Here is a 4,687-nt window from a genome sequence, read left to right as displayed (position 1 = left end):
CCCCTGCCGCGGTGCGGTGGTGCGGAGCCGTGGCGCTCACCTTGGCGTGCGCCACGGGACGGGTCGATTACCGCTGAGGTAATGGGGTGGGCGCCGACCCATTGACACCCTGCTCACCGATCCGGTTGGGTGCAGTCATCGCGCGGGAGTTAAAGCGGTTCAAACAGCTCATAACGGGCAGCGATCGAACGAAACAGGTCTTCATGGCACGAGAACGCCGTCCCACGATCGCGGACGTGGCAAAGCTGGCCGGGGTCTCCCCCAGCGCCGTTTCCTTCGCGTTGAACGACCGGCCCGGTCTCGCCAAGGAGACCAAGGCCCGGATTCTGGCCGCCGCGGCGGAACTGGGCTGGCGGCCGAGCCGGCCGGCGCAGGCGCTGTCGCACGGCAGAGCCGGGGCGCTCGGCCTGGTCCTGGCGCGGGAGACCGACGCCATCGGCGCCGACCCGTTCTTCCCGGCCTTCATCGCGGGTGTCGAGTCGGTCCTCTCGCAGCGTGGCGACGCCCTCGTGCTCCACGTCACCGGACCCGACGACGAGACCGCGGCCTACCAGCGGCTGGCGGCGGACCGCCGGGTCGACGGCGTACTGCTCACCGACATGCGCGTGACCGACCCCCGGCCCGCTCTCACCACCCGGCTCGGGCTGCCCGCCGTGGTGGTGGGCGACCCGGACTGTGCGCAGGGGCTGTGCGCGGTCAGCCTGGACGACCGGCCCGCCTTCAGCGCCGCCGTCCGCCGGCTGGTCGAGTTCGGGCACCGCCGGATCGCTCATGTGGCCGGACCGCAGGAGTTCCGGCACGCGCGACGCCGGCAGGAGTCGTGGGAGCGGGCGGTACGGGCGGCGGGGCTGCCCCCCGGCCCGGTGCTGCCCGGTGGGTTCACCGCCGACGGCGGCGCCGCCGCCACCCGCGAGCTGCTGGCACTCGGCGGCGAGGACAGACCGACCGCGATCATCTTCGCGAACGACCTGTCGGCGACGGCCGGTCTCGCGGTCGCCCAGCGGCTGGGGCTGGCCGTGCCGGAGGACCTGTCCATCGTCGGGTACGACGACACCCCGCTCGCCGCCTACACCCATCCGCCGCTCGCCTCCGCCCGCGCCGACGCCCTGGGCTGGGGGGCCGCCGCGGCCCGCGCGCTGGACAAGGTCATCGCCGAGGGGCGGGCCGAGGACGTCGAACTCGCCCCCGCCGAGCTGCAGCCACGCGCGTCGATGGGCAGGGCACCGGCCGCGGGACCCACAACGCTTCGCACGACTGGACGGACGGTGTGAGCGAAACCGGCTCCGGCGCGCACCGGCGGCCGCGATGCGGCACCGTGGAGGGATGACCGGCACCAGGTCGTAAGGAGGGCTGAGGCGGTGGACCCGCAGACGGCACTGGACCGGATCGCGTTCCTGCTGGAGCGCGGGCAGGCCCCGACGTACCGGGTGCGTGCCTTCCGTACCGCCTCGGAGGTGCTGGCAGGACTGACGGCCGAGGAAGTGGAGCGGCGTGCGGCCGGCGGGTCGCTGGAGTCACTCAAGGGCGTGGGTCCCAAGACCGCGCAGGTCGTACGGGAAGCGCTGCGCGGCGAGGTCCCCGGCTACCTCGCGAAGCTGGAGGTGGACGCGGAAACCGAGGCGGAGGCGGAACGTCAGGCACCGCACGCGGAAGAGGCGGACCGGCTGCGCTCCGCGCTGCGCGGCGACTGCCACCTGCACTCGGACTGGTCCGACGGCGGCAGCCCGATCGAGGCGATGGCCCGTACGGCGGCGGAGCTCGGACACGAGTGGGCGGTACTGACCGACCATTCGCCGCGGCTTACCGTCGCCCGAGGGCTGACCGCCGACCGGCTGCGCGCGCAGCTGGAGGTGGTGGCCGAGGTCAACGAGCGGGTGGCGCCGTTCCGGCTGCTGACCGGCATCGAGTGCGACATCCTCCTCGACGGCGGGCTCGACCAGGAGGAGGAGCTGCTGGACGGGCTGGACCTGGTGGTGGCCTCCGTGCACTCCAAGCTGCGGATGCCGAAGGCGGAGATGACCCGGCGGATGGTCGCGGCCGTCCGTTCTCCCCTCGTCGACGTGCTGGGGCACTGCACCGGCCGGCTGCTCTCGAGCAGGCCGGAGTCGGAGTTCGACGCGGCGGAGGTCTTCGCGGCGTGCGCGGAGTCGGGCACGGCCGTGGAGATCAACTGCCGCCCGGAACGGCTCGATCCGCCGCGCCGCCTGCTGCGGGAGGCCGTGGCGGCCGGGGTGTTCTTCTCCATCGACACCGACGCGCACGCTCCCGGCCAGCTGGACTGGCAGATCAACGGCTGCGCACGGGCGGTGGAGTGCGGCGTGCCGGTGGAACGCGTCGTCAACGCCCGGCCGGCCGACGGACTGCTGCGCTGGACCGGCGGCCCAGGAGGAGGACGCGGGTGACCGGGACCGGACCCGAGCCCCGGCACGGCCACCACCAGTCGCTGACCTTGCACGTGGGCCGGGAAGAACTGGTGATCCGGCAGCGCTACGAACTGGCGAGCACGGCCAACGACATCCTGATCGCCCTCTGGTTCCTCGTCGGCAGCATCATGTTCTTCTCCGAGGCGTGGACGACGCCGGGCACCTGGTGCTTCGTCTTCGGCAGCGTGGAGCTGATGATCCGGCCCGTCCTCCGGCTGTTCCGGCACACGCACCTGCAGCGGATGCACGCGGGGACCTACGACCTGCGGGAGTCCTCGCAGGACTTCTGACCTGGGTTTTTGGTGTGCTTCGGGTGGATCGGGACCGGTTGCGGGGTGTACCCAGCACCACCCCGGGTGCGGTGCCTGCACCCCTGCGCACTGACCTGCTGTACGGCTGTCCGCGGCGCCCCGGCGCCGCGAGGCTTGACAGCATGACGACAGTGACAGAAGCGCCCGAGGCCCGATCACGCCCCGGTGACGGGCCGGCCGCTCAGGGCAGCGACTTCTCCCGGCTCTCCCGGCGGATCGCCGAGGCCGGACTGCTGCGCCGGCGGCCCGGCTACTACACGCTCCGGCTGACCCTCGTGGGACTGGCCGCCGTGGCGGGCTGGGCGGCCTTCTTCACGCTCGGCGACAGCTGGTGGCAGCTGGCGGTCGCCGGCTTCCTGGGACTGGTCTTCGGGCAGTTCGCGCTGGTGGCTCATGACCTCGCCCACCGCCAGGTGTTCAGCAAGCGCCGGGCCAGCGAGGTCGGCGGCCGCATCGTCGGCAACCTCGGCATCGGCATGTCCTACGGCTGGTGGATGAACAAGCACACCCGCCACCACGCCAACCCCAATCACGAAGAGCTGGACCCGGACGTCAATCCCGACATCCTCGTCTGGTCACAGGACCAGGCGCGCGCCGCGAAGGGACTGCCGCGCTTCATCGGCCGGCACCAGGCCGGGATCTTCTTCCCGCTGCTGACGCTGGAAGGCTTCAACCTCCACGTCTCGAGCGTACGGGCGCTGCGCGAGCCGCACATGAAGCGGCGGGTGCTGGAGGGCGTGCTCCTCTTCGCGCACCTCGGCGGCTATCTGGCCGCGCTGTTCCTGGTGCTGCCGCCCGGGCTCGCGATCGCGTTCCTCTTCCTGCACCAGGCCGTCTTCGGCGTCTACCTCGGCTCGATCTTCGCCCCGAACCACAAGGGGATGCCGATGCTGACCGGCGAGGACCGTCCGGACTTCCTGCGCCGCCAGGTGCTCACCTCCCGCAACGTGCGGGGCGGGCGGCTGACCGACGTCGCGCTCGGCGGGCTCAACTACCAGATCGAGCACCACCTCTTCCCGAACATGCCCTCGCCCCACCTGCGCCGCGCCCAGCGGATCGTCCGCGACTACTGTGCCGAGCTGGGCATCAGCTACCACGAGACGGGTCTGATCGCCTCGTGGCGCGAGGCACTGCGTCACCTGCACGAGGTCGGCGCGCCCCTCCGCGAGAAGGCCGCCACCGCTGCCTGACGCCTCGGGTAAGGCGGGTCAGGTGAGGGGGGTCAGGCGAGGTGGCTCAGGTGAGGTGGCTCAGGTGAGGTGGGGTGGGGTGCCGGGAACGCCTCGCCGGCGGCCCGTGGGATGGCCGGCACCCCGGTCACCGGCTCGGGGGTGCCCGCCGACTCCTTCAGCCAGCGGCGCAGGACCAGATGCACCGCTTCGGCGCCGACCAGTTCCTCGCCCCCGGTCGGCGCCGACAGCTCCAGTGGCGAGAGCAGGAACGCGTGACCCTGCTCGCCGCCCAGGCCGCCGTGCGAGCCGATCTGTTCCTCGAACGCGTGCACCGCGCCCGTCTCCGGATCGACCGCGGAATTGATCATGATGTCGGGGGCATGCCGGAACCCGGCCGTGCGGCGCACCGCCTCCGCGGCGCCGGGCCCGAAGGGCGCGAGCGGGTCGTGCTCCCCGAGGATCTCGCCCGTGTCCAGACGGTGTTCGCGGCCGGCGCCGCCGAGGACCACCGGTCCGTGTGCTTCGCTGCGGACGAGCAGGAAGCCGATGCCCGGGTGGTCGGCCAGCGTGCGCAGCAGCGCGGGGTGCCGCTTGTCCAGCTGTTCCAGGGACATCTGACCCGGCACGTCGGGGAAGGAGACCAGGCCGAGATTGCCCGAGGCGAGGACGACCGGGCCCGCGCCCCTGGCTGGTGTGCGCTCGTCCTCCTGCGGGTCCTCCTCCGGCCGGTGCAGCGCGGCGCGCGCCGCGGCCCGCGCCTCGGCGCCGCTGGGCGTACGCC

At 72.7% G+C, this 4,687-nt stretch carries 4 protein-coding genes and 1 pseudogene; 4 read left to right on the top strand and 1 reads right to left on the bottom strand.

From position 1 onward, the window contains the following. The first annotated feature begins 236 nt into the window (after positions 1-236). From ACRDP3_RS00115 to ACRDP3_RS00100, 4 genes are all read left to right on the top strand, one after another. Positions 237-1,271, top strand: a complete 1,035-nt coding sequence (locus ACRDP3_RS00115; RefSeq protein WP_431514701.1) for a LacI family DNA-binding transcriptional regulator — start codon at positions 237-239, stop codon at positions 1,269-1,271. A gap of 87 nt (positions 1,272-1,358) precedes the next feature. Continuing rightward, positions 1,359-2,402, top strand: coding sequence for a PHP domain-containing protein (locus ACRDP3_RS00110; protein ID WP_431514700.1), 1,044 nt, complete (start codon positions 1,359-1,361; stop codon positions 2,400-2,402). Next, complete coding sequence (locus tag ACRDP3_RS00105; protein ID WP_431514699.1) at positions 2,399-2,713, top strand: YrhK family protein; 315 nt, start codon at positions 2,399-2,401, stop codon at positions 2,711-2,713. Before ACRDP3_RS00110 ends, ACRDP3_RS00105 begins: the two co-directional genes overlap by 4 nt. A 143-nt stretch (positions 2,714-2,856) precedes the next feature. Then, positions 2,857-3,924 (top strand): fatty acid desaturase family protein, encoded by a 1,068-nt coding sequence (locus ACRDP3_RS00100; RefSeq protein WP_431514698.1) that lies wholly within the window; start codon positions 2,857-2,859, stop codon positions 3,922-3,924. Between the two features lie 32 nt (positions 3,925-3,956). Here ACRDP3_RS00100 and ACRDP3_RS00095 read toward each other — a convergent pair. Next, a pseudogene (locus ACRDP3_RS00095) lies at positions 3,957-4,687 on the bottom strand (hypothetical protein); the annotation flags it as partial.

This window comes from Streptomyces sp. (assembly GCF_050698815.1).
Classification (GTDB): Bacteria; Actinomycetota; Actinomycetes; order Streptomycetales; family Streptomycetaceae; genus Streptomyces.
This window is presented reverse-complemented; position numbering and strand designations above follow the sequence as displayed.